The sequence below is a fragment of the Pseudoalteromonas luteoviolacea genome, from assembly GCF_001696455.1.
Classification (GTDB): Bacteria; Pseudomonadota; Gammaproteobacteria; order Enterobacterales; family Alteromonadaceae; genus Pseudoalteromonas; species Pseudoalteromonas luteoviolacea_C.
Window position 1 is genome coordinate 1417267 of record NZ_MAUJ01000001.1, and the last position, 24908, is coordinate 1442174.

Genomic DNA, 24908 nt, shown 5'->3' on the forward strand with positions numbered 1-24908 from the left:
GTTAATTAAATAAAAAGTTTATGCCACAGTCAAACAAATGTTTAATATTTATTCAGATTAAACCCCTACTCCCTGATACCAAAGTTCATAGCTCGTAAAAGAAACCTCTAAGGCAATGAGTAAAAGTAAGAAACTAACTAACTGGCCGACTTTGACCTTCGAGCACACATACGCACCAAGAGGTGCACCCACAACGACAATAGGAATTGCAGCGAGTAAATAGCTCTCTATTTGTGGAGTAATTGCATTTAAATACCAAGCATTTATCGCGCTTCCTACGAGTGAAGTAAATGCCATTACCACAACAGAAGTCGCCGTCGCCTTTTTAATATCTGCGTTATAGGCAATCACCAATAGGGCAAATAATGCGATATCAGAACCCGACCCTACTAACCCACTGGCAATACCACCAAAAAATGCGACTAACATAAACCGCACGGTGCTTGGGTCAATGCGCTGTGCACTCTCTTGATGGTGAGCTTTTCTCCACCAACGCAGTAGCATAGTGACAGCAAAACACAGTAGCAAAAAGCTGAAAATAGACTTTACAACCAACCTTGGTGATAAAGGGGCAAGATATATTAGACTCAATCCCACCCCAAGCGCTGACATAGGTAACGCAAGTAGAACCAAGTTTGTATAAATTGGGATCCGTCGACACAGGATTGTTATTGTCGCGGCAGTCATACCAAAGCTCTGTATTGCCAACGAAAACACCTTTGCGGTACTGGGTTCGATATTCAGGACCTTTGTCATGACAGGGAATGCCACTGCGCCGCCCCCTAATGCAGTGCCACCGGCAACAAATGATCCAAGAGCCATTGTGGCTGCAATTTCGACTTCCTGCAGGATTTGCAATAAAGCGCTTGAAAACCCTTGCATCCAAATCAACGTGGCATAGATAAAAAGCGTGAAGTATAAAGGCCATGTCGTTGGCTTTCTTAGTTTATCAATCATGGTATTTCTCAGTCCCTGCTACGATTACAAATATTCTAACAAGAGGAAAAGAACGCTGCGAATAGTCCCTTTGGACCATGGTGGTCCATGAATTTGTAAAAAATATTTTGTATACGAAATGTAAAAGAGAATCGATCATTTTTTTCAAATCTCTACACGCACTTTTCTCTCTCATTTTTGATTTAGATCAACTTGACATTTTTTGATAAAAGAAAACACGTTCACAAAATCACTATATATCCATAAAAAACATACAGATAGACAGAATAAAAAATTCATCACACACCAGCAACCAAGGGTATATAAATATTTAAATACAGCTAAAAAAGCGTAAAAGTACATTTTTTTAAACTTTTATACTTATTTACCACACAATTCTTTCACTTTTCGTTGATATCAATTCCCCGTTCATGTTTAATTAATCGTGCGATTAATTAAATGGAAGACCGTCAAAACAAGATCGGCTTAGATCCATAGAATCTATTAGCTGATGTGCCTTTTGAGATCGTATTTGTAAAGGAGAATGCATATGTTTTTGGGTTGCACTAAAGAATTGTCTAGCGTATTAAAAGCAATCGAATTGTTGAAAACATCGATTTTTGAACATTCACTAGATGGAACAATATTTCAAGAAGCGATGTCCTTCGCTGAGTCAGATGAACTTTATTTAGCACTAATAGATAAAACTAGCTTAGAGGTTAAAACCGAATACTTACGTTCATTTCCCGAGCACTTTAAAGAAGATTTATTGACTGTTGCGAAACTTAAGAAGTTTAAAAACCTAAATTTACTAAAAAGCCTATGTAAAGACAGAAACCCATTGTCCGACGTAACCGTCTATGATTTAGATAACCCCAATTCAAAATATCTGACGCTGGTTGCTTTTAACAATAAGCGCTCAAACCGAAGCGCGCCAGCCTCTTATTTAATCGAACTTATATTGCCTTACCTTCACAAAGCACTCATTTCACGTTATCAATCAGATAAAACTAGTCGCTCTCCAATTAAGTCTCTTACCTGCCGAGAGAAAGAGGTTTTGGATTGGATTTCATCAGGTAAAACAAATGGTGAGATCGGCATGATCCTTGGTATTAGTCAATACACTGTAAAAAACCATGTCGCAAAAATATTAGAAAAGCTAAATGCTCCAAACCGCTCGGCGGCAATGGCGCTCAGTAAAGAGTTGGGCCACAGATAACTTTAAGTTTGAGCTAAAGCATGAAAATACTCATGTATTGCGCTATACGTAAGGCAATGCATGGGTATCTTGCAAAAATTGATTTTTTATCATTATAGTTCAATACCATGTGACTCAGACCAAACCCTTAGTAACTCTAGAATTCCCAAAGCTGAACGGCCAAACTCGGTTAATTCGTATGTTACAGCAAGGGGTCGATCACTAATTACTCTTCTGATCACCATCCCCTCCTGTTCTAGCTCTTTAAGTCGCTGGTCTACCATTTTTTTTGTTGCGCCACCTAACAATCGCACCAAGTCGTTAAACCTCACAGGCTCATCTTTTAAGTGATAGATTATTGACCCTTTCCATTTGCCTCCAATTAAGCGCATTCCTTTCTCAATTGCACAGGGTTCATTACAAGCATCAACCACTATTTTTCTTCCTTTACTGTCTATTTTTACGGAGCTTTTCATAATGTTAACTCAAAAAATCTAGGTTACTAAAAGTATACTAATTGAAAATAACGATCAGGTATCTAAACTATACCGTATATTAACAATGAGAAAAAACAACAAAACAGCGGTTAAAATATGGGCTATGCGTTGTTTGGAAGAGTGTAACTTGGCTTTCTAAAACAGTATATGGGTGGCGTATATACCGTAAAAACGGCTGGGGCGCCGCGTAAAGATGGCCGCGTAAATGCACAAGCATAGGCACTTAAATAACAAAGACAGCTTTTTTGATGGCAAATCTATTGAGGGTCTACTATTTCCTATGCACGTAAACTTTAAATTTTTTGATATGCCCCATTGCCATCGTTTGCTTGCTTCGACGTGATGAAGAACGCAGATAGTGCTTCTAACTAGCTGCATTTTGAAGCACGTTTATCACAATACTTTTAAGGAATACGAATATGTCTAACAGCGCTACAAACAAACTTCACCCAGGTACAAAGTTTCCTGAATTTACACTACCGCTTTTAAATGGAGAGATGCGAACACTAGGTAAGCCCCACAATGGATGTGACTGGCAACTTGTGCTTATCTATCGGGGGCGGCATTGTCCATTATGTACTAAGTATATGAACCAACTGCAAATATTAAAGGATGATTTTAAGAAAATAGGTGTAGATATCATCGCAGTATCTGGAGACAGTAAAGCACAACTTGAAGCCCACCTCGAGCAACTCACTGCCGATTATGCGATCGCGTATGGCCTGTCGTTAGAACAAATGAAAGCATACGGACTGTATATCTCCGACCCTCGCTCAGAGCAAGAAACTGATCACCCTTTTTCAGAACCAGGATTATTTGTGATAAACGCTCAAGGTAATATTCAAGTGGTTGATATATCTAACAACCCTTTTGTTAGACCCGAGTTAGATGCTTTAAGAAGTGGCCTAGCGTGGATCCGTAACCCCGACAATAACTACCCAATACGAGGAATGCATGTATATTAACTACAGGTTAGTGGTATGTTGCTGACTAGGTACACACCAATATGTTGCATAGACTTATATACGGCGGTTTAATATGAAAAAGAATAGAATACTGCTTCTTTTTGCACACCCTTCACAGCATCGTTCGAATGTTAATGCTCCTTTGTTTGAATATGCGAAATCCTTAGATTACGTTACAGCTGTTGATTTATATGCAAAATACCCAACGTATCAAATTGATATTGATGACGAACAACAGCTGCTAAACGCGCATGATGTCGTAATATTTCAATTCCCTTTTTATTGGTATTCAACACCTTCAATTCTAAAAGAATGGCAAGATCTGGTACTGGAATACGGATATGCATATGGACAAGATGGTAAAGCACTGCAAGGTAAACTGTTTATCTGTGCAATCAGTGCAGGTGGCAAAGAAGAAGCCTATCGGGCAAAAGGTTATAATCATTTTACCGTCAGAGAGCTGCTGCAACCTCTTGAGCAGACAGCATATATAACAGGCATGACCTACTTACCGCCATTCGCATTGTTCAGTAGTCGCTCCGCACAATTCGATCACGCACTTTCATCACACCTAGCCCAATGGAAGTTGCTACTTCAAGCACTGTATCACAATTCGATTGACGTAAGAGCTACTGAGTCACTGATCACTATAAATGAACTTTTGGGTGGCAGCAAAACGCAGGGGGATAAAGCATGACAATTTACTTTATTCAAGCATTTGTATATCTGCTGGCCGCAGTAATCACTGTCCCTCTTGCTAAAAAGCTTGGGCTAGGTTCGGTGCTGGGGTACTTAATCGCCGGGGTTATCATTGGCCCAGTTACTGGCATAGTGGGACAAGAGACTGTAACAATTCAACATTTTGCAGAGTTTGGCGTGGTCATGATGCTTTTTTTGGTGGGGCTCGAACTACACCCACAAATGCTTTGGAAAATGCGCAATCGATTAATCGGACTTGGTGGATTGCAGGTTTTATTAAGTACTATATTAATAAGCTTGGTTACTTATCTTCTGGGACAAGCTTTCACCGTCGCTATCGCCGTGGGTTTGATATTTTCACTGTCTTCTACCGCGATTGTTCTACAGACTTTTAATGAAAAAGGCCTCAGTAAAACTGACGGGGGCAAAAACGCTTTTTCTGTTTTATTGATGCAAGATATCGCTGTTATTCCTATGCTGGCCTTTATTCCCATGCTAGCACTGCCCGAGTTGGTAGCTTTAGCAGAACAAGGCAAAGTTGCTGCACAACACCACGAAGAGCTTAGCTTAGTTGCTGGCTTACCTACCTGGGCTTATGCACTTGCCATTTTAGCAAGTATCAGTAGTGTCGTTGTTCTAGGGCATTTTTTGAGTCGTCCACTATTTCATTATGTCGCTCAGTCTGGTCTTAGAGAAATCTTCGTAGCAACAGCGCTGCTCATTGTAATTGGCATCGCTGCACTTATGAGCCTAGTCGGTTTATCACCAGCCCTAGGGACCTTTATGGCCGGAGTCGTTCTGGCAAATAGCGAGTTTAGGCACGAGTTAGAGTCAAATATTGAGCCATTCAAGGGGTTACTCTTAGGACTTTTCTTTATAACCGTTGGCGCAGGTATAGACTTTAATGTGCTAACCAGTCATTTTGCTGTCGTCGTAGGTTTAACTGTGGCTGTTATGGTTATAAAAGGTGGTGTGCTTTGGGGGCTTGCGAGCCTATTCAAAATTCGCAACAGTGATCGATGGTTGTTTGCTTTAAGTCTTGCTCAAGCAGGTGAATTTGGCTTTGTGTTACTTAGCTTTTCCATTCAAAACAGTGTTATACCTGACCACGTTGCACAGATACTGCAACTTGTCGTAGCACTATCGATGTTCCTTACTCCCTCTCTATTCATTTTATTTGAGAAGGTAATAATGCCTCGTTACCAGACGACAAACAGTTCTCAACCTTTTGATGTGATAGATGAGAAAGGAAAAGTGATAATCGCTGGGGGCGGCCGCTTTGGCCAAGTTGTAAATAGGCTGCTTGTTGCAAATGACATTAAAACAGTTGTTATGGATCTAGATGCATCCCAGGTTGAGAATCTCAGAACAATCAAAATAAAAACCTTCTTTGGTGACGCGACAAGACCCGAATTGCTGCATACAGCAGGTATCGACAATGCGAGTGCACTTGTTGTGGCAATAGACGATAGAGAAAGCGCTAAAAGTCTCGTGCATTATGCCAAGCAGAGCTTCCCAAACATCAAAATCATCACTCGTGCATATGATAGAGGGCATAATTATGAGCTCAGGCAAGCTGGAGCCGATATCATTGTCAATGAGACTTATCACTCAGCCCTTGAGGTAGGTGCTCAAGCCATGACGTCTTTAGGTTACCATCCCTTTTTAGTCGAGCAGAAAAAATTTGCGTTTATCAAAACAGAAGTTCAAGCCTCTCAGCATTTATACGAGCGGTGGTCACTAAGAAGTGAAGGTGAACAGTATGATCACGATTACCGCAAACTGTTTATGCAGATTGAAGAAGCCATCAAAGAAGCCATGCAATCAGATCGACTTGATAAGCATAGCCACGATGAGCGAGGGTGGACACCGCCACCCAAGGGGTATGAAAATGATTTTGACTCATAACAGGTAAATATTAGAAGTATGAGCATCTCTAATATTGATGTGTTATATATTTGCAAACACCTAAGGAATGATATTTACCTCGGGTTATCTTCATACCGATTGTCATTTAAATCCGGATTAACCGCAGTGACCACGTAACCTGTGAGCACAGAGGAAAGATTAATGGGCTTTGTGACATTAATCTTTTCACTGTTCATATAGTCTCGGTCTCCTTGCAGACCGAAAGCAATCTTATTGTCATAAAATATATAAATGTGACTTAACGATATGAAAATGTGGCGCAACTGTTCCTGTGTAGATGTCTAGTGGAATACTAAAGCAAAGCTTTTTGGCGTCCGAGCCAAAAGGTTTCGTTGCGACATATATTCGACAGTAAAGTCGAATAGGTGCAGGCTGTTAAAGTGAAAATAAACTAAAGAAATACGGAAGATTCATACATAATACACTTAAGAATAACTGTAAACGCATCCAATCGATCGCGATTAGTTGTCTAACACATAGCCCAAAATCACGCTATTTTGCGATCCACTGGTCCGTTTATTGGGGTCACAAAAAGTCTCGTAAATTGTAAAACCAGCATTCTTCATCATCCCCGCGGACGCTAAGTTTTCTTCGTGGCGTTCAATGAGAACAAGCTTCGAGTTAAGAGTCTGCGCTTTGAGTACACACTCCCTTAATAATTGGGACGCAATCCCCTTTTTGGCATGTTTTTTTGATACGACAACATCACCGATGAATGATGCTTCAGTCGCTCGACCATATTTCTCCACATAGTTAGGTGCATCTATACCAGAGATAAGAATTGCAAACCCAACTATTTCGTCTTCGTAAAGCGCTACGGTGGCAAACGCCTTGCCACTTTCTACGAGCTGCAGCTCGTCGTTCACCCCTTCTTCTGTCAGGTAATTCCACTCATTGGGTCCATGCTCCCAAAGTAGCGATTTTAGTTCTCCTACTTCTGTGGCTTTGGCCAGCCTATAACTAATCACTACAATAACTCCCTTATCATATATTTATAATCAGAGGTCTGACTTCGACCCAGTTAGCAAATCTAGAATATAAATCTTCAAACCCTAACGTACATTACGGGTGAGCTGCGGCTCCACCATACTTATCAGCAAGATAGTTAATAATTTCCACAGGTGAAGTAATAGTTTCACCACTTTCTATAACCAATACAGGCAACCACTGCTTATCTTCTCCGAGTAATTCGACTAGCGCCTTGCGAGGACGTTTAAAGTCAAGACGCTGTACATTCACTTCATCTTTCCAGTGAGAATTAACAGCTAAAGCCCCTTCAATCATTGCGCAGTGCGAACAAATCCACATTTTTCCAGGTCCATCTTCAAATGGCATTTTTAAAACAAAGAGCTTTGGCTTCATATTTATATAACTTCCTAAAAAAAATTTAAATTTAGCTAGAATTATTCAGACAACTAAAGACGAAAATAAATCATAACATGTACACTCTCAATTAATAACCACTTAGATTACTACCCTCAGTCCAGCAATAAAGTATTGAATCGCTGTGAGCCCCCTACTTTGGCTCCTATTACTATTCACCATTAGAAAGCTGGCATTGTAACTTCGTAAACCCCAGCGCAAAAAGCTTGTGAGTGGCACATAAAAAGCTTTATAAACTCGCTTTTAATACTAAAAAGGCAACTCCAAAGCGTCTATTAATCTCGAAAATCTCTCCATCTCAGCTTACACAAAGAAAAAATGAATATATTCATTCGGCGTAAACTCTTACACGGACCATATAAAAATGGGGGTGGCAACGGTGCTGTTTTGGTATTTGCAAGCATTGAAATGAAAATAAATTAGAATATAAGCTTTATAAACAAAGAATTATTTATTGCAAATGCACATTGATTACAACCTCACATTTCAATTGATTATCATAGACTTGCGTTGCCATAATATAACTTAAATATAACCACTAAAACCACTCAAGATTATGTGTTATTTCTTGTTGACTAGGTTAACTTTCCTTTATTAACTTGTTATTGCGCTCTACTGAACGCACAACAATAAAATTGATAAACAACAGGAAAAGACATGAAGACAACAATAAAAGCACTTACATTAATAGCGAGTACAGTATTCGCGGGACAAGCATTCTCTGCAGAATTAGTATGTGCCGTATATGCAAAAAGTGGTGGCAGCTCATGGGGTAACGGCACTGCGAACTGTGAGGCTTTCGATTACTCATTCGGAAACTCTACAGGGGGTCGATTTTACCTTAAAGGGGTAACTAAACAGATTAAAGAAGTACGATGGAGTGGAGCTGCCCGATGCGGTACCACGACAAGTTCTAGCTGTAGCGCCACAATTCGTGCCTATGGTACTAATTCTGCAAGTGCTACTATCTTGTATACAGATGGTACTTGGGAACAAACAAACACAGCAAGAGCAAGCTATGAAACAGGCCATTAATTGAGAATTAGTTAGATAATTTGCAGCACCTGTTGTTTGTTGTAGGTACTGCTTTTCGACTACTGACCTTGAGGTTACACACTCAGATTAGTGTTTTCGGCTTTCAACTCGTCATCACATGGGTGGTCGCGGCGCAAATGAATTTAGTCATCGGGATAATTCATCATGGTACAGAATCATCTTCAGTTTCGAACCAAATATCATATTTGTCGCCTTGCCATTTCAACGCAGTATACAAATATGCTGTGAATAATAATATCAGCCCGCCTACCAGAGCAGCTTCACTGTATAACCCCAGCAAGCAAAAAGTAAGGCCAAACATATGGCACTGTATTTCAACTCGCGTAGCAGTCGCTCTACTCGGCCTTATTTGTAAATAGTTAAACGCAAAGCAAATTTTCAGCAAAACAGGCAAGTTTTTCCAATTATCTGAATACCTGTCTATTTTGATTTCGGCATCGAACAAGGCATCGATACTTATCTCCAGTGCTGCCGCAATACACTTTTGTGACTCTAAGCTCGCATTTGCGCCACTTTCAATACGTTGGATAGTTCTTACGCTCAACCCTGACATATGTGCCAACTGGTCTTGGGTCAACCCCCTGCTTAATCTCAGCTGTTTTAAAACCATGTTATGCTCTCCCATTATCAATCTCTATATAATGACCTAGGTACATCGTTATTGGTTACGGCATTTACCCGACACATGGACGACAATTGCTCGACATATTTAGGTGTTTATCAGCTAAAAACACCTAACATCATAAAAGTATTATTAATAATTTACATCTCAAACCAAGCTTCGTATTTTAAAGCAATACATGGATAAGTTTAGTTTGCCGCTTTACTTTTCAACTTTATCTAAGAAAGTCCCCGCATCTGAGCGATAGTGTCGATAAAGACCTACAACACCACTTACGACAAAGCATAGCTCCAATAAAATAGCGACAGGAGACAGCAAAATAATATTGTGCACCAACCAAATTGAGCCACCAATTACCATCAAAATACGCATTTTTTTATCTTTGCAAAACCCTGACATCGTTATAAATACCGTTGCACTTAGCCCTAACAAACTCAACAGCCCAGTGTAAGTGAAAAATGTAACCCCAACGCTCATTGATAAGAAAAAGGTCGCAAGCTTAAAGCTCTGCCACCTGAGGTTTATTAAAAACCGGACGCTTGAAAGAAGGAAGATAAATCCGGCGGTAGCTTGTCCCAACAAAAAGTAATGAACTCCGTTAAACAAGCAGCTTAGAGAAAGTAACACTAACAAGTGCTGCTTTTGTTTCATCTGCATAGCAGTACCTTCAACTACTAATGCGATTGTTACCAGAACCTGCGATACAATAAAAGCGGACATATTACTCCTTGCTTATTTTCAGATGACTGCGGTGTTTTTTACCAAGCTCAAATAGTAGAAAAGCCAAAATTAAGTCTTTCAGGAAAAATACCTAATCTAAAAAATCATCCTTTATCAATTTCCGCTAGGCTCTAATAACCATGCGTATGAAGCGATTAAGAATTAAAATGGTTTCTTCAAACTCAGATATTAAAGTGATATTTTTAGCGTAAAATAAAGGACTGCGCCCAGCATCTTTACAGTACTAACCCAGTGATGACATACAAATAATCTTAACTTCTATGTTCAGAAGTAAGCCCTAAGTAAAAACGCTACAAATCAACTTTTTCAAATAGGTAAAAGCCATACCCTAAGTGGTCTCTGCCCCACTTCACATAGGCATCAAGCCAATGCTGAATGCGAGCTTGTTCATCCAACAAGGCTTTGTTGTCAGGCTCAAGTTTCAATTTATTATTAATATTTAGCTTGCGACGCCATTCAAAGTCATCCCACTCTTCTTGATTACTCGACGTGGCATAAAGCGGTTTAAATCCATGCCTTTCAATCACTTCCATATTTCCTTTGTAATGACGATAAATGCTTGAAGGCTGACCCAGAAACTCTAAAAATGCTTGAGGTGGTTGCTTTTTCCAGTAGCACTCCCCCAGTAAAAAGCGCCCTCCGCAATTCAATAAATCGTGCGCCTGCTGCGCCATTTTATTCAAAGCGCCTTCTCCTATACCAAACGCATGTGACGAACCATTACAAATGAATGTGTCATAATAGTGTGACTTGAGTGTTAGTTCATCAAAACGTTTACATATAAACTGATATTGCGTTTCGCACACCTCAGCTTTGGCCGCTTCGGTAGCGGCTGATACGAGTTCTGCATTGATATCAATGCCTAAAATATTAACATCGCTTGCCTCAACTAGGTTCAGCAATAATTTGCCATTCCCACATCCCACTTCTATCACTTTATTTTTAGGTTGCAAGTTCAATAGAGAGATCAGTGTACGTTCTTTCTCTTTGCTAAGTGGACTGTTATATTCCATTTTTTGTTATCCTTTTCATTAAGAAGCCTGCAAGATATAACACTAGAAAATAATTTAAAACCAAATTATAAAATAAAAACCTCAAAATTAGCGAAGACCACAATCAATAGAACGTGAATAATTAAAGCTCTTCATATAATAAAATGAAAATAAAAATTGAGGAGACGACTTGCACTGTATTACCCAGCTCAAGAACAGAGTTATTTTATAACAAAGTGCCTATAAAAAGGTTGGCTATGATTATTCTTGCGTATAGCGTTTCGACGCATTCATTACGCTCGAGTTTGCGTAAAAAACAGAAACGACTGACTAATCGAACAAATTATTTATGCGCCATAAAGTCCCTGCTTTTTCTGGCCAGTCACAGCCTTTGTCGTAAACCAACAGCCATGTTTAGCGAGAGAAAAAGGCGTCATCACCGCTGCAGATATTTATAAATCGCTCGTGATTTAAAGCTGCTGCTCAATATGCATACGCTCTTTATTATTGTAGGTTGGGTTTGGTTGCTACACGTGGTCTTTCAACGCCCAAAAGAGGTAACCCCCTTCTTTGCTTATAGGTAAATGCAAGCTCAATACAGTGAGACAGCACTACATTGGGTATTGGTTCCGAGATGCTTAAAATGATTGCTCGGTTTTTTTGGAATACTAAGCGCTTGCCATACACAACTCGAAACGTGTCCACCAGCTTTGTTTGGCAATTAAAAAAGATAAAATACTGAGTTGGTGAGCTTCTTTTCCAATCAATTCGTATGGGGCTACCAGATTTAACCGAGTAGCTTGCTTCTCCCCATTTCAAAGACTCATCTACAGGCCCTAATTCTAAATTACCTGCTACATCTATAATAAGCGCATGCAATTCACCTAACTTCTCTCGGACATGGTCTGGATATTCAGCAAACTTTTGCTTAATCAGTCTGTTCAAACCGCCACCTTTATAAACTCAATAAGCCAGTTTATCTCAAAGTTTCAATACTATGCCTAACTTATTAACCATCATAAGTCCTTATCGAAAATTTGGCCACAGAGTATCTGCAGCCGATTGTATTACAATTTTGAAGCCCTAAACTCCAGACCAAACTCCTTGATCATTCTATCTAGCTTTTTCTCATTTTTAGGGTCCAAAATTGTTGCATAAACCCATTTGTAATATCTATTTGTCGATAAGTTTTCTTGCGCCTTTTGCTTACCAACAAGCTCAGCAAGCGCGATATATTCAAGGTAGCAAACCACAATGTGGCTCAATGTACTCCCTTCATCTCTGCTGCCATACGGGAAACCCACTTTGACTATCGGAAAGTCTTGCTTGATACGAGCACGATACTCTTCTATGTTTGGCTTACCATTGATAATAACGTGCCAGTGAAATTGCTCATGCAAATATGTAGAAAGCAGCTTAATTTTATCTTCTAAATACTTTTTTTGTGTACTCATCGTAATGACTGGGTGACTATAAGGCACTTTCGCCCCCTGATCGACCAGTACTTTATGCGTGTAAATCCAAGGGCTGAGATCATATTGCAGATGCAACGCCTCTAGGTCAGATTTAATTTTCTGCTCTTTTGCAGATTGATTTGCCGTTGTGATGTCTACTTTTGCTACAGATGAAAAAGCGGATAGAAAAAAGAAAACAAGTACAAACAAAGATCTCATAGTAATCCAGTAATATTATATTGTTATTTATAGATTTAAGGCCAAATTAAATAAGAAGAGAAACTTAAAGCTTAGAAAGGAACATTTATTCCAAGTAAGAAAAGTTTCTCATTTTATATATTAAAACCCAATAGCAAGCATTAACTTACACTCTTTGGTTATCATACCATCCCAATCTTGCGAATCATTTGCATGAACAATAATGGGAGTTTTTAATTGATAAGCTTCCTTAATAAAGTCATACAGCGCGGCATTTTTGTCACTTGCGCCATCTAGCCAGTAACCACTAGGGCATAGAGCACGAGCTTCTTCGTCTTGGTTTTCCAAAGCAAACTTAAATACACCACCTGTATAATCCGACCAAGTCATTAGGTATGATATTTTTTGTGGTGTTTTAGTTTGCATAACAGCAAAAGAATCGAAAGATAATATGGTGGCGAGTATTACTAGTAAATATTTCATTTAATTTTCCTTATACAAACGAAATGCAAATATAACAATAAACACGCATCTTACAAACACAAAAAAAACAAAAGCCAAGCAATATTAATTTAATTATAAAAACAGGAACAAGCGAACAAAAAGTCATCTAACTCCTTTACTTCTACCGTTCAACAATGTTCAATCAAGCTATACGATATCGCCGCAATCACCTCATAAATAAGTGACTAGCAGGCGCAGTGATTAGATTTAGTAGGAGTATGCAAAGACAAAAAGCGTATACACTTGCCTTTATAGTGCGCACGTGAAAGTTCCTCTGCGATTGCAAGCTTTTTTGTTTTAATTGTTGCAAGGCATGCACATCACCCCTGCGTTTTTCACGAGTTTGAACGAAAACTCGTGAAAGCATCAAATATTAACTGTTAAGCGTAATAACTGGACCACCTTCAGTTTGATGACCTGCTGACATACACTATTTAGCATTTCCTAAACGACATAATCCACCTGTTGGATCAAGCCAGGCGTCCCATTTTCACTGAGATAAAAACCAGATTTCCTCACTGCACCCTTTAACTCTCTAGACTGCCTAATATTCAAGGGCGTCTGCACATTGGCAACCGAAACGGCACCTATTTTTGCCTCTTCGAGCGAAATAAGTTTATCTTCGTCTTTGTTTTTTACCCAAACTCGCAAACTATCAAAAATGCTGTCATGTTCATCGATAAAGCCATTTTGGTCTTCATCATATCGCGCCAAATCCGAAAATCCGTTACCACTCAGCGCACCAAAAAGCTCTGTGCCATCATCGACTTTATTGTTTTGATTAAGATCCAATGCCAAATAACCATACCCTTTCTTTAAATGGGCAAATTGGTCTTTTTTTCCATCAGCATCAATATCAAAATGCATATCTTCTTTATCTAGCTCTACCGCTCTATTGGTAAAACTAATGACTAAAGGATCTTTCATATTGACGTTTTCAATTGCTCTGTGATAACTCGTATAAGACTGTTCAAACTCGGCTTTGAATAAAAAGTTAAGTTGCTTGCCATTTTCAAGTTTAATTTGACCGCCTACTTTCAAAGCATTCGACTGGCTTTCGTGAATTAAGCGCTCTACCATGACTTGAGTCGGCGGGTTTTGCTCACCTGTCGAGCTTTGAGTGCGTGAGATCATTTGAGAGGCTTCATGGTGAGAGATGTCCTTTCCAATCACATCTTCATACCACTTTACTTCTTTACCCGTTAGCCTCTGTACCAACAATTTAAGAATATACATCTTGGCATCCATGTTCATGCCTAATTCATCATCTATTTCCGCACCCTCTAGTTGCTTAGCAACTGAATTTTCTGTTATATCTGAATTAGTTGAACGAGTAATTTCAGTTCGCTTTTCATAAATGTGTCGTTTCTCGTCATGTTTGTTCACTAAATTAATTTGTGCACTTTCAATTTTCATAACGCCTCCTGACACACCTATACACTTCTATATCGGCCGAAAAAAACAAAAATTGAGCAAATTATATTCGATGATGTACGAGCGAGAATACCTGACTGGCCAATATTGAAGTCGTTTACAGGCGACAAATAGGGCTTTCAGAGATTGTGCAAGCAATGGGTCGTTTGTCTTTTGAAGTCAAGTTGGTTTGAGAGTGATACACAAAAGCGCTAGCCCAGCATATCAGCGCCCCGCTTTGTTAGCCCCGAAGAGGTTGTTGCATGACTCATAGAACATTGGAATCCGGGACTATCGTGTACTGAAATTTTGATAGGTTTTTTTCATTTCTACATATAGACAAAACGAGCTGGGCGGTTAAGCCCGTGCTCTGGCAATATAAAGTGAATGATTTGACTCACAAATACTCTTAAATATTAAGTACTTCGTGGACTGATTGAAGTACAGCTATATTCTGAGCAGAGATTAATGACACCAAGCGCACATTACATTTTATGTACCTTGCCGACCCATGAATCGCCTCTCGCCAGAGCAATCACAATGGCATCTTCACACTGTTCGACTTGCGCAATGAGATTGTTTTTAAACCAAATTGCACTTTTACCTGCTGTAGCAAGCCCGCCACTGGGCTTACTGTAATTCGCAATGGCGACTAACATTTCGTACTCAGACGCATAATGAGACCACAATTTAGCGTCTTTGGTATAGCCTGTTGGCGTAACGAGTACCCCTGCGATATACACGTTTGCCCCTAGTTCAAAGCACAACTGCGCGTGCTCAGGGTTTACGGTATCCGCGCAGATTGCATTAGCAATGGTGTACTTATCTGCTTGAAGCAAATGGTGCTTATCGCCATGACTAAAGTACAGCTCTTCACCTTCATGTAAAAACATTTTCTCGTACTTTTCGACTGCGCCTGTATTGTGAATTAAAATCAAGCCTATCTTGGGTAACCCCTTAGATGCCAATGGTGCACCAACACCAATCGACAAATTGTACTTTTTAGCTGCGCTTATCAGAGGTTCAAGGCGCACATCTCCCTCTGTAAAAGCTAACTCGTCGGCTAACTCCGGCTCATAACCCGTAAGAGACAACTCAGGAAAAACTAAGTAATGAACCCCTTGATTACTCGCCTCTTGAATAAACCTTAGGTGTTCATCAATATTAGATTCAACATTCCCTCGTATCGAACTACATTGCGCTACGGCTATTTTCATCTTTACTCCTTGCTAAATTAGTCCTGAAATGTGCTCTGTTTATATTAAGGTCTGGGCGATAATAGCATGGTTATATAACTGGTAAAAAATAACATACCTGAGATAAACACTTTGCCATCAGAAATGAAAAAGCCTTCACTGTCGCGAAGGCCTTATCATTTTTAATGGGCTTCAGGTTAGTTCAATAAGCAGCTGCAAAGCCCTATTTAAGAACATTTGCAGCAACTCGCTATTTGTCTTGACTAGCTGATACTACGGACTTATCACACGTAACTGGATAGCATTCAAATGCCGCTCTTAAACCTTTGTATAAGCTCTGATGTAGCATGGACACATGATTTTCATCCTGAAATACGTCATATGTGCCTTTGGTCTTGTTTGCAGCCAATAATAAGTGACCGGTGCGAGCAATGGCCTGAATATGCGCAAGATAATCAGCGAAAAAATTTCCTGCATTTTCATGGTCATGCCCTGCAGCTACATAAATATTGTATGCTTTTGAATTGAATAAGTTCAACGATAGCTCAATTTGGTTCACAACAGCGGCATTATCCCACCACATAGACGGGTCGAGTGCGACATATGATTTAAAAGTATCTTGAATCTGTTCATTAAGCGCAGCTGTCATCGTAAATAGACCCCCTAACGAATGCCCAACCAAGACTCTAAAGTCATTCGTACGGTACTGATTGTCAATAAACGGGACAACTTCTGTTTGTATAAACTCTTGGAACCTTGCACTTTGCCCCGTTGTATCTGGAGAGCTATGGCCGTCATTGGGCACTGTTGGTGTTAGGTCTCTTGCTCGGTTTTGTCGCGTATCAATGGCAACGAGTATCGCCTCGGGAATGTGTCCGACGATATTCGCAAACCACATGCTTTGCGCAGTTATAAATTGATAAAGCGCACCGTCTGTAACGTAGACAACCGGATAGCGTTTTTGTGCATTTTCTGGTCTATGGTAGCCCTGTGGGAGAACAACCCAAACCTTTTTACTTTCGGGTAATATATTCGGGTCAAATTTAAGTTCTACAGGCTCATGGCGATAAGTATACGGCTCATAATCTGCGAACGCAGAGAAACAAAATAACGTTATTAAAATACCAAATATTGCTTTCATATAAATCTCCTTTTAATTGGTCGAGACTATAGACAACACCAGCATCAATTTGTTCGCAAATTTTGTATAATTTTCATCCACAACATAGAGCCACTACATCCATTATTAAAGTTAACAGCCCCCTGATGAAACGCTTTTAAGTGACTATATATGGAGTAATTAATAGATATGAGTGATGAACCCGCGTGAACCGCACCGATAGCTGGCCCTCAAATGAGCCTAAACTTTCGCTGTGTAAAATACGCTTTCTATCAGATACTTATATCTATATAAAATCTTTTGTCGATTTGCAAAAACATATTTGCTCTGCAGCAAGCCGCTCAGCCTGACCAGAGCACCTCCGCATAACTTATCGGCTGCTGCATTTCAGCATACTTGTTTAAAGCATGTTGCGAACGGTCTGCTCGATATTGCATGTTGAGCAAGTAAAAAAAGTAGCAGTCCGAATACAACACAATAAAAACAATGCGCAGAAATTGACTTAGCTTCAAAACATTCATAAATGAAACAATGATAGAGCCTATTACCAGCGGCTCTATTGTATTAAATAAATCGGTTTTCAAAGTTTAGTTTTACTCTTTAAACAAGCGGTTTTCTAACTCGCTATTGGGTGGACAAACAAGCTTTAGAGCCTGCTTAAAATCGGCATTAGAAAGCACACGCCCATGGTGTGATGACACATACTTTTGCACATCAATTCCAACAGAGTGCACCTTCTGTTCGAGCGTTTCAGAGCGATAATACACATCGCGACTTGGCCAGCTGTTTGGCGAATGAAACCCATGCTCAAAACTGCTCCCGAACATATCTTCTGCAAATAGCACTTTATACTCTGCCAAGTAAACGACCAAGTTATGATCAGCATGACTACTTGGGACATCAAAAACTTGGATTTTACCATTAGCCAACTGCATGGCATCCTGAATAAAAGTCAGGTTTTCTGGGGAAATTGCCGAATGACTAGTACGCACAGCCTCAACATGCTCAGGTAAAAGCAGCAATTGAGCCCCATGCTCAATGACGTCTTGAAGCCCGATTAAATGGTCATCATGGTGGTGTGTAACAATAAAATGAGATACGGGTTTATCGCCCCCCGTAAATTGATGCAAGTGTGCCAGACGTTGCTTCCAAGAAAATACATCATTGGGCATTTGCCAAGAGCCCATAGAAACATATGACTCTCCGATATCTGCAAATAGGGTAAACCCCCAGTCTTGCCCTACTAAAAAAACGCCCTCAGCGACTTGCTTCACACTGGGTTTAGCAAAATCTAAAAAGTTGAATGAACGCTTAGGTTTGTATTTTTCTGGTATCAATGTGAGCGAGTCATTTGCCAAGTCTGCCGTCAACTTGCGTGATGTCACATGTTTATTAGGGTGTTGATCAGTGCTCACCATTGTTTGATAAGCCCATACAATGCCTTGACTACTTCGAGTATGATTAAGAAAATCGAACCGTGTTTTTGAGTTATCTTTTTTGTGCACGACTCTCGATAATAGGCCCGTTGAGGTATCAAAGAACATCGTTTGTTGAATATTGTTCTTATTCATTCCGAGCACATTATGCGCCCTCCCTTTAATAAACATCGTACCCAAGTGCTTGATTTGTAATTTTGACTCAGCTAAGGCTTTAACAATTAAGGGGTCTACCGTCTGCTCCATCCCGAGTGAGACTGAATCCCAACTTATTCGCGTGGTTTGTTGAATTGTCTGCAAACAGTGGTCAATGTTGTAGCCCTTTCCTTCTCCAAACCGCCTATCAACGGCCGTCATATCATAATATCCATAATTACCAATTAAGTTTTGGTCACTGCGCTTAAATACTTTTCTCTTAGATGTATAGTCAATTTGTAATTGTTGCTGATATTTATGCAGCTGAATGCCATGTGCACCATGCGCTGCAAACCCGCTTTGACCTTCAGAAAATCGATATAATTGCTCTTCAATTTGCAACCGCTCAAGCGACATCAACGCTTCTCCCCCATAAGCTTCAACGGCCCGTTTTACTATTTTATCAACAGTTTCGTCAGCCGCGGCCCCGTGACAGTGAAAAGCCAAAACACTGCCTAAGAGGTATGAAATTACCCTCTGCTTTTTGGCAAAATGAAATTGAAAAAAAATACACATCGTGTGACTCCTTAACTTGTGCAAAATCAGAGTCTCTACTTTGTGTAAAGCTACCTAGAGTACAACAATGGGGGACTGATGAAATCATGATTAATAGCTGATATCTATACTTTACAAAGAGTTATAATACTTAATGGCACTCGACATCCGCTGAACATATCCATATACTCAGGCTTATTCCTTGCAGCAATATTTAATCTATGACCTTACCTCTGCGTTTTATCATCGATGGCTACCTGATAGATATGTCTCGTTCAGAGGTGACGGGTAAAGCAGGTAGCATTAAAGTAGAACCCAAGGTACTTCAAGTCTTACTTTTGCTCGCTCAAAACGCACAGCAAGTCGTCAGTCACCAACAGATTATGGAGCAGGTTTGGCAAGGTTCAGAAGTGGTACCCAATGCCCTGCAACGGTGTATAGCGAGGTTGCGTAAAGTACTTGATGATGATGCTAAATCACCACGTATTATTGCGACTCACCCTAAAATTGGCTATCGGCTTATGGTTGATGTGCAATGGCAGCAAGAACAACCGAAGCAACGTGCAGTAATCAACAACCCACGAGAATTAAAAGGGCGCTGGAAATGGATAGCTCTTGTGGTTTTGTTCATGACATTCGGGCTGTTTTTCGCTGTGTTCACCACCTCCTTAGAACCAAAAATAAAATCAATAAAAACAATAACTCACACTGATTCTTTTGAAAGTGAAGTCTCATACAGTCCCAATGGGCAGTACATTGTATTTAACCGTCAAACCCAGTCGTGTTACAGCCATATTTGGGCCAAAAATTTAAAAACGGGGATTGAATCTAGACTGAGCGAACAAGCAGGGTTTTATAGAGACACTCGATTTACTTTTGATGGCCGAAGTATCATTTTTACACAGCAAAAAAACTGTGACCAAAAGGCGAGAGAGTTTGAGCCCCAAAGCGCAAACTGTTGGCAGATCAATAGCCTAGATTTTGCAGCTTCATTAAGCTCTCCACAACCCGCTGCGGTGCGCTACCAATGTCAAAATCAGTCGATTTCGCGTCCAATTGCACTGCCAAACCACCAATATGCTTTTTTGCAAACAGAACACGGCAACTCAGGGTTAATTCATTACAACGCACTAAATCAACAAAGCGACATTTTATTCGCGCCCTCGGCTCTTTCCATTTATAGCTATGACTATTCTCCTGTTCAGTCGCAATATGCAGTCATTGGTTTTAATCCTGATTCTGAGCATGTGTTGAGCATACTGAATGAGCAAGGTAGAGTTTTGCAGCAACATATCGTTACTCTTCAAAAGACTATTCTTCCTCTGGCACAGTTTGAAATTCGTTATTCAAATGAGGGAGATGCCTTATTGGCCGTGAATGACGGCACTTTGTATCACTTGAATCTGAACGGTGAGCTTAGCGAATATAAACCACTGCTGCAAAACATAATAAGTGTCGACAAGCACCCTAAAAATGCGCAAGTCATTGCTATTACTGGGTACAAAGATACGGATATAGCCAATGTGCCAATTTATACAGAACACAATACCCCAATACAATCCGGGATCAATCAGAGTGTGCAGCCATACAAAAGCTTTGCACGCACAAAAAGCGCCGAAAAATCTGCAAAATTTCAGCCCTTCGGCGACCTGATTGCTTTTATCTCAGAAAGAAGTGGTAATGATGAAGTCTGGCTATGGGATGGCGCGCAGGCAACACAGTTAAGTGACTTTGCGAATAATAGCCGTATTGAGCAACTCACTTGGTCTCCTGATGGCAAGCAAATCGCCGTGGTGAGCAATGGGTTACTCAAATTAACCGATTTAGACGGAAACACACAAAGCTTCAATGCTCCCGTTCTGTTGGAGAAAGTTGCTGGCTGGCACCAAAATTCGAGCTTACTGGTCACTGCAACAGCGGCAAATGCTCGCGCTTTGTGGGCTCTAGATTTAAAGACATTGCAATTCACCCCTCTCCCAATTGAGGGGGTTAGCAATACATGGTCTACGAGCCACACTCTGTATTTTAGCCACTTAAACGGCAAAGTGTTTCGCGTTTCTCTACCAATTGACTCTCAAGCTCCCGAATACATGTCCGCTTTAAATGGTAAAAGCTTAGTGCTATCTCAGAACAAGTTTTATAGCTATGACCCAACCTCAAGGTACCTATCTATGTACAATCTGGAAGGTGAGCTTATAAAACAAATACGCCCGCTTAAACCGTTCGCATGGAAACTATCAGACGTCAAAGGTCAACATATGCTCTTAGAGCAAGTAATTGAAGTCAACCAAGATATCATTGAGCTAGAGCTGTCTTATGACCATTAGCTCAATTCAGCTTCTCGAACTTTTAAAAAAGTACATGGCTTAATTTTTTGCACTTCCTACTGCCTAGACTCGCAATTAGAGCTCTCTTACTGACGTATTTCCTTCAAAATAAATGACACACTCAGCTTGTATGTTATGTTTGCTTCGTTGCGTTTCACACTCTTCAAGTGCTCTTTTATTTGCAAGCTTTTGGGTTGGAAAACCGTAACTAAACCCACTTCCCCAAACGCCATTGTCATCAAGCGCAGCTGCATATGCCTTTTTGGCAGAGCTGCAAGACAGGTATTTTTCAACGTCTACTTCAAACTCACTGACATCTAAAAAGGAGCCAGTGCTACAGGCAGTCAATAAGCTGATAGAAAATAAACTCACAAATAACTTCATAGTATATTTATTCCTAAGTGGCATCGAACACTGTCAACCATGCACCTTTGGTAACCTGAGACAATGTGTTCAAATTTACATGTTACATTATTAGGTACAATATACCAACCGCAACAATTAATGTTAAGGCCAAGAACACCGCTACGCCATTCGAGCCATGTAGTTTTGGGCTGACTAACTTGTGAACAGTAACCCCATCAGGCGCCATTTTATGCGCTTTTACAGCTGCACCTTTTGATTTGTACTCTGGCTTCTCAATGCTAATGATTAGCTCCGTACCAACTTTATGCACGTTTCTATCATACCCCTCTATATCTTTTAGAGGTAAAAACCCATGCCTTTGCGCCCCAAAATCTACGAACGCAGCCTCTAATGTGGGCTCAATACGCGTGATTTGCGCTTGAAAATAGTTACCTTTCACGAACAAGTCTACTGAACTCAATTTTGCTCCTTATCTAAAATTTCCTATGAAAAACAATAACGATAACACTGAGTAAGCAAACTGTGAACTCAAATTGAGTTAACGTAATTCGCTTATTTAGCATTTTCTATTTCATATAAGAAGTGCTCTAAGACCGTTTTGCTGTAAGATAATTTAGCGACCTCCTCATTGACCTATTTAATTTGGTCATGCAACAAGTCGATAAGCTCATCACAAGGTTCAAATACGTGCTGGTCGCCTCTAATGCAAAGCAAGGCTCGCTCACAAGTGACCTCGAAAAGAAAAAATGCCAGCTACAAGCTGGCATTTTTAACTTTTGCAATGTGAGTCATTATATTTAGTTACAGTGTCTCATCTAACCATTTAAAGAACTCACGTTGCCAAACAATGCCATTTTGTGGTGTCAGTACCCAGTGGTTTTCTTCTGGGAAGTATAAGAAACGGCTCTTGAGTCCACGTAATTTAGCTGCTTGGAACGCCTGAATGCCCTGCCCTAGCGGCACACGATAGTCTTTACCGCCATGGATCACAAACATAGGAGAATCCCATTTATCAACAAAATTCACCGGGTTAAACTCAGAGTAAGCTTTGCTTGCAGCTACATTGTCTTTTTCCCAGTACGCGCCACCTAAATCATGGTTAACAAAGAATACCTCTTCTGTCGTGCCATACATGCTGCGCGTATCGAAAATACCGCAATGTGAGATAAAGGTTTTAAAACGCCCTTCATGATTACCAGCTAAATAAAACGCTGAATAGCCACCAAAACTTGCACCAATTGCGCCAATGCGTTTCTTATCGACATATGACTCTTTTGCAATATCGTCAATTGCATCAAGGTAGTCTTGCATCGCTTTGCCACCCCAGTCCTTACTGATGTCCTCATTCCACTTAACACCATGGCCCGGCATACCTCTGCGGTTTGGTGCGACCACAATATAACCTTTCGATGCCATTACTTGGAAGTTCCAACGGAAAGAGTAAAATTGCGATAGCGAAGATTGCGGTCCGCCTTGAAGGTATAACAAAGTTGGGTACTTTTTGCGCTTGTCAAAGTTAGGCGGATAGATAACCCAACTCAGCATGTTTTGACCATCTTTCGTCTCAACCATGCGCTTTTCTACTTTTGGTAGATCCAAGTTTGCATAAAACGCCTCGTTAACCTTGGTTAACGCAACCATCTTTTTGCTGCGAAGATTCAACTTAAAGATTTCCTTCGCTTTATTCATGCTGTTACGAGTAACAATCAACTGTCCATTAAGTGCAGCAACGATACCATTGACATCAAATTGCCCTTTCGTCAGCTGCTTGATTTTAGGCTTCGCTTTAGACCTTGTATTAACTGCGACTTGAAATAGCTGAATGGTGCCGCCTGTGGGTGCCACAAAGTAGATATGCTTACCATCGTGGCTCCATTTAAAGCTATAAACAGTGCCATCCCAATGTTCAGTCAAGTTTACTTTGTTGTTATTCGCCAAAACAATGATGTCATTCTTATCGGCTTCATAGCCTGGTTCATCCATTTGGAGCCAAGCAAGTTCACCTTTAGGAGAAAACGCAGGGCTTTTGTCATAACCTAGATTGCTTTTAGTTATGTTGGTTGTTTTTTTATCAGCCAGATTATAACGATAAATATCTGTGTTTGTGCTCTTTACATAATCAACACCCGTTAATTTCTTAGAGACGTAATAAATATTTTCGCCTTTAGGCCCCCAAATATAATCCTCTGAGCCACCAAAAGGTGAAGTCGGGCTATCAAAAGGCTTACCTTCCATGATATCGACTTTGGCTTCCGTTTTTAAATCTTGGTAAAACACATGCTTAACGCTGCCATCTTTCCATGTGTCCCAGTGTCGATAATTTAAATCATCAAAGACATAGGCGTTTGCACTGCTTAAATCTTCATGCTTATCAGACGCTAAAATAGCATTCATTTGCACTGATTCATGAAATAGCTTTTTGCTACCATCAGGAGAGACATTACTGTCTTGAAGCAGCCCTTGATACGCCTCGAGTAGCTGAGCCGACCCGCCTTTTAAGGGCACTTGGTACACTTTGCTAGAAAAGTTATTTTTCTCAACACTCGGTGTCGTTACACGATAAATCACATGGGTATTTTCTTTATTTAGACCCAGCGCACTGACACGCTTAACTTGCCATAGTTTTTCAGGGGTCATCACCTCTTTGGCTGACGCGCCCGCACTGACAGCTAGCCCCAAGCTAGCACACAAAAGAATTCGCTTCATCGCGAAATGCCTCCAAAAATAAAAACCCGTCTAGACTACATAAATAAACAAGAACTTAAAAGGCATCAATGTCAGATTATTGTTATCAATCAACCTCTAACTCATTCATTATTAAACGTAAATATCAAATAAACGCGCCGAAAAGTAGAATACTGATTTGCCATTCTCACACTTATAACTATTCAAAAATGATTAAATTAGTTAAAAACTTAGGAAAATCAGTAAACTATGAATGTATTAAGCACTAGATTGTTGTTAGGAAATAAGACTTATAACTGTAAAATAATCAATGATGTGAACACACCTTGCTTTTTATCGCCTTGATAACTCACTCTGCACCTATGGCCATCGTTAATCTTCAAGAACTAAAGTACCCGGCTTACAATACCTCATCTTCAGCCCTCTAACCCTAAGCGCTCTTTTATTCAGCCTATAGCTTGATACTCGCCTACTTTGCAAACCTTGTAAAAACTGTAAAAT

Annotated in this window: 24 protein-coding genes and 1 pseudogene; 7 read left to right on the forward strand and 18 right to left on the reverse strand. The window is 40.1% G+C overall.

Annotated features, from left to right (window positions below; translation table 11 throughout):
- Positions 1-57 precede the first annotated feature (57 nt).
- Positions 58-957: a sulfite exporter TauE/SafE family protein gene (locus A7985_RS06095; protein WP_065789525.1), complete on the reverse strand. Its 900-nt coding sequence runs from the start codon at positions 955-957 to the stop codon at positions 58-60.
- A gap of 529 nt (positions 958-1486) precedes the next feature.
- Here A7985_RS06095 and A7985_RS06100 point away from each other — a divergent pair.
- The gene (locus A7985_RS06100) at positions 1487-2155 is read left to right on the forward strand and encodes a helix-turn-helix domain-containing protein (RefSeq protein ID WP_065789526.1); all 669 of its coding nucleotides are present in this window, start codon (positions 1487-1489) and stop codon (positions 2153-2155) included.
- 92 nt (positions 2156-2247) lie between these two features.
- Here the strand turns inward: A7985_RS06100 and A7985_RS06105 are convergent, their stop codons facing one another.
- Complete coding sequence (locus tag A7985_RS06105; protein WP_065789527.1) at positions 2248-2610, reverse strand: winged helix-turn-helix transcriptional regulator; 363 nt, start codon at positions 2608-2610, stop codon at positions 2248-2250.
- A 247-nt stretch (positions 2611-2857) separates the two neighbouring features.
- Here A7985_RS06105 and A7985_RS27135 point away from each other — a divergent pair.
- The 4 genes and pseudogenes from A7985_RS27135 to A7985_RS06120 form a co-directional block, all read left to right on the forward strand.
- Positions 2858-3003: pseudogene (locus A7985_RS27135) on the forward strand (NAD(P)H-dependent oxidoreductase); the annotation flags it as partial.
- A 47-nt stretch (positions 3004-3050) separates the two neighbouring features.
- Positions 3051-3596 carry a peroxiredoxin family protein gene (locus A7985_RS06110; RefSeq protein WP_065789528.1) on the forward strand — a complete coding sequence of 182 codons (546 nt, stop codon included), beginning with the start codon at positions 3051-3053 and terminating at the stop codon, positions 3594-3596.
- 73 nt (positions 3597-3669) lie between these two features.
- The gene (locus A7985_RS06115) at positions 3670-4293 is read left to right on the forward strand and encodes an NAD(P)H-dependent oxidoreductase (RefSeq protein ID WP_065789529.1); all 624 of its coding nucleotides are present in this window, start codon (positions 3670-3672) and stop codon (positions 4291-4293) included.
- On the forward strand, positions 4290-6203 hold the full coding sequence (locus tag A7985_RS06120) for a monovalent cation:proton antiporter-2 (CPA2) family protein (protein ID WP_065789530.1): 1914 nt from the start codon (positions 4290-4292) through the stop codon (positions 6201-6203). Before A7985_RS06115 ends, A7985_RS06120 begins: the two co-directional genes overlap by 4 nt.
- Positions 6204-6277: 74 nt before the next feature.
- Here the strand turns inward: A7985_RS06120 and A7985_RS26845 are convergent, their stop codons facing one another.
- From A7985_RS26845 to A7985_RS06130, 3 genes are all read right to left on the reverse strand, one after another.
- The gene (locus A7985_RS26845; RefSeq protein WP_256096648.1) at positions 6278-6400 is read right to left on the reverse strand and encodes a hypothetical protein; all 123 of its coding nucleotides are present in this window, start codon (positions 6398-6400) and stop codon (positions 6278-6280) included.
- Positions 6401-6685: 285 nt separating this feature from the next.
- Positions 6686-7192 (reverse strand): GNAT family N-acetyltransferase, encoded by a 507-nt coding sequence (locus tag A7985_RS06125; RefSeq protein WP_065789531.1) that lies wholly within the window; start codon positions 7190-7192, stop codon positions 6686-6688.
- 94 nt (positions 7193-7286) lie between these two features.
- Positions 7287-7586: a DUF3088 family protein gene (locus A7985_RS06130; protein WP_065789532.1), complete on the reverse strand. Its 300-nt coding sequence runs from the start codon at positions 7584-7586 to the stop codon at positions 7287-7289.
- 678 nt (positions 7587-8264) lie between these two features.
- Between A7985_RS06130 and A7985_RS06135 the strand changes: the two genes are divergently transcribed.
- Positions 8265-8642: a hypothetical protein gene (locus tag A7985_RS06135; RefSeq protein WP_065789533.1), complete on the forward strand. Its 378-nt coding sequence runs from the start codon at positions 8265-8267 to the stop codon at positions 8640-8642.
- Positions 8643-8805: 163 nt separating this feature from the next.
- Here A7985_RS06135 and A7985_RS06140 read toward each other — a convergent pair whose 3' ends face one another.
- The 10 genes from A7985_RS06140 to A7985_RS06190 form a co-directional block, all read right to left on the reverse strand.
- Positions 8806-9273, reverse strand: coding sequence for a helix-turn-helix domain-containing protein (locus A7985_RS06140; RefSeq protein ID WP_065790046.1), 468 nt, complete (start codon positions 9271-9273; stop codon positions 8806-8808).
- Between the two features lie 213 nt (positions 9274-9486).
- Entirely contained in the window at positions 9487-10005 is a 519-nt protein-coding gene (locus A7985_RS06145) for a YgjV family protein (RefSeq protein ID WP_065789534.1), read from the reverse strand.
- A 311-nt stretch (positions 10006-10316) separates the two neighbouring features.
- Positions 10317-11039, reverse strand: coding sequence for an SAM-dependent methyltransferase (locus A7985_RS06150; protein WP_065789535.1), 723 nt, complete (start codon positions 11037-11039; stop codon positions 10317-10319).
- A gap of 483 nt (positions 11040-11522) precedes the next feature.
- Positions 11523-11963, reverse strand: coding sequence for a hypothetical protein (locus A7985_RS06155; RefSeq protein ID WP_065789536.1), 441 nt, complete (start codon positions 11961-11963; stop codon positions 11523-11525).
- Positions 11964-12085: 122 nt separating this feature from the next.
- Positions 12086-12691, reverse strand: a complete 606-nt coding sequence (locus A7985_RS06160; protein ID WP_065789537.1) for a hypothetical protein — start codon at positions 12689-12691, stop codon at positions 12086-12088.
- A 120-nt stretch (positions 12692-12811) separates the two neighbouring features.
- Entirely contained in the window at positions 12812-13153 is a 342-nt protein-coding gene (locus A7985_RS06165) for a hypothetical protein (protein ID WP_065789538.1), read from the reverse strand.
- Between the two features lie 465 nt (positions 13154-13618).
- The gene (locus A7985_RS06170; RefSeq protein WP_065789539.1) at positions 13619-14590 is read right to left on the reverse strand and encodes a hypothetical protein; all 972 of its coding nucleotides are present in this window, start codon (positions 14588-14590) and stop codon (positions 13619-13621) included.
- A 482-nt stretch (positions 14591-15072) separates the two neighbouring features.
- The gene (locus A7985_RS06175) at positions 15073-15804 is read right to left on the reverse strand and encodes a carbon-nitrogen hydrolase family protein (RefSeq protein WP_065789540.1); all 732 of its coding nucleotides are present in this window, start codon (positions 15802-15804) and stop codon (positions 15073-15075) included.
- A 229-nt stretch (positions 15805-16033) separates the two neighbouring features.
- Positions 16034-16924, reverse strand: coding sequence for an alpha/beta hydrolase (locus tag A7985_RS06180; RefSeq protein ID WP_065789541.1), 891 nt, complete (start codon positions 16922-16924; stop codon positions 16034-16036).
- Between the two features lie 572 nt (positions 16925-17496).
- On the reverse strand, positions 17497-19050 hold the full coding sequence (locus tag A7985_RS06190; protein WP_065789543.1) for an MBL fold metallo-hydrolase: 1554 nt from the start codon (positions 19048-19050) through the stop codon (positions 17497-17499).
- A 200-nt stretch (positions 19051-19250) separates the two neighbouring features.
- On the opposite strand from A7985_RS06190, the gene A7985_RS06195 reads away from it, so the two are divergent.
- Positions 19251-21356, forward strand: a complete 2106-nt coding sequence (locus A7985_RS06195) for a winged helix-turn-helix domain-containing protein (RefSeq protein ID WP_065789544.1) — start codon at positions 19251-19253, stop codon at positions 21354-21356.
- 75 nt (positions 21357-21431) lie between these two features.
- Here A7985_RS06195 and A7985_RS06200 read toward each other — a convergent pair whose 3' ends face one another.
- The 3 genes from A7985_RS06200 to A7985_RS06210 form a co-directional block, all read right to left on the reverse strand.
- A complete protein-coding gene (locus A7985_RS06200; RefSeq protein ID WP_065789545.1) occupies positions 21432-21740 on the reverse strand; it encodes a hypothetical protein in 309 nt (102 codons plus the stop codon).
- A gap of 82 nt (positions 21741-21822) precedes the next feature.
- Entirely contained in the window at positions 21823-22182 is a 360-nt protein-coding gene (locus tag A7985_RS27140) for a S1 RNA-binding domain-containing protein (RefSeq protein ID WP_065789546.1), read from the reverse strand.
- A gap of 341 nt (positions 22183-22523) precedes the next feature.
- A complete protein-coding gene (locus tag A7985_RS06210) occupies positions 22524-24428 on the reverse strand; it encodes a S9 family peptidase (protein ID WP_065789547.1) in 1905 nt (634 codons plus the stop codon).
- Between the last annotated feature and the right edge of the window lie 480 nt (positions 24429-24908).